This is a genomic window from Nonomuraea sp. NPDC048916, from assembly GCF_040649575.1.
Lineage (GTDB): Bacteria > Actinomycetota > Actinomycetes > Streptosporangiales > Streptosporangiaceae > Nonomuraea.
In genome coordinates this window covers 1-1,083 of the sequence record NZ_JBEZFS010000128.1, presented here as the reverse complement: position 1 = coordinate 1,083, position 1,083 = coordinate 1, and the positions used below count along the sequence as shown (strand labels likewise).

At 61.7% G+C, this 1,083-nt stretch carries 1 protein-coding gene; it reads left to right on the top strand.

The genetic code is table 11. The features are described from left to right. The first annotated feature begins 161 nt into the window (after positions 1–161). Complete coding sequence (nshR, locus tag AB0C16_RS40065; protein ID WP_059415847.1) at positions 162–971, top strand: NshR/TsnR family 23S rRNA methyltransferase; 810 nt, start codon at positions 162–164, stop codon at positions 969–971. Positions 972–1,083 lie beyond the last annotated feature (112 nt).

Here is a 1,083-nt window from a genome sequence, read left to right as displayed (position 1 = left end):
CCGCGCGGGTCCCGGACGGGGAAGAGCGGGGAGCTTTGCCAGAGAGCGACGACTTCCCCTTGCGTTGGTGATTGCCGGTCAGGGCAGCCATCCGCCATCGTCGCGTAGGGTGTCACACCCCAGGAATCGCGTCACTGAACACAGCAGCCGGTAGGACGACCATGACTGAGTTGGACACCATCGCAAATCCGTCCGATCCCGCGGTGCAGCGGATCATCGATGTCACCAAGCCGTCGCGATCCAACATAAAGACAACGTTGATCGAGGACGTCGAGCCCCTCATGCACAGCATCGCGGCCGGGGTGGAGTTCATCGAGGTCTACGGCAGCGACAGCAGTCCTTTTCCATCTGAGTTGCTGGATCTGTGCGGGCGGCAGAACATACCGGTCCGCCTCATCGACTCCTCGATCGTCAACCAGTTGTTCAAGGGGGAGCGGAAGGCCAAGACATTCGGCATCGCCCGCGTCCCTCGCCCGGCCAGGTTCGGCGATATCGCGAGCCGGCGTGGGGACGTCGTCGTTCTCGACGGGGTGAAGATCGTCGGGAACATCGGCGCGATAGTACGCACGTCGCTCGCGCTCGGAGCGTCGGGGATCATCCTGGTCGACAGTGACATCACCAGCATCGCGGACCGGCGTCTCCAAAGGGCCAGCCGAGGTTACGTCTTCTCCCTTCCCGTCGTTCTCTCCGGTCGCGAGGAGGCCATCGCCTTCATTCGGGACAGCGGTATGCAGCTGATGACGCTCAAGGCGGATGGCGACATTTCCGTGAAGGAACTCGGGGACAATCCGGATCGGCTGGCCTTGCTGTTCGGCAGCGAAAAGGGTGGGCCTTCCGACCTGTTCGAGGAGGCGTCTTCCGCCTCGGTTTCCATCCCCATGATGAGCCAGACCGAGTCTCTCAACGTTTCCGTTTCCCTCGGAATCGCGCTGCACGAGAGGATCGACAGGAATCTCGCGGCCAACCGATAAGCGCCTCTGTTCCTCGGACGCTCGGTTCCTCGACCTCGATTCGTCAGTGATGATCCCGCAAAAGCGGCCTTTGACTCCCTGCAAGCCTCAGCGACCGAATATATCGGTTATG

What these genes read in the sequence shown, in the direction of transcription:
- nshR (WP_059415847.1), top strand. Translation starts at nt 162, where the DNA reads ATGACTGAGTTGGACACCATCGCAAATCCGTCCGATCCCGCGGTGCAG.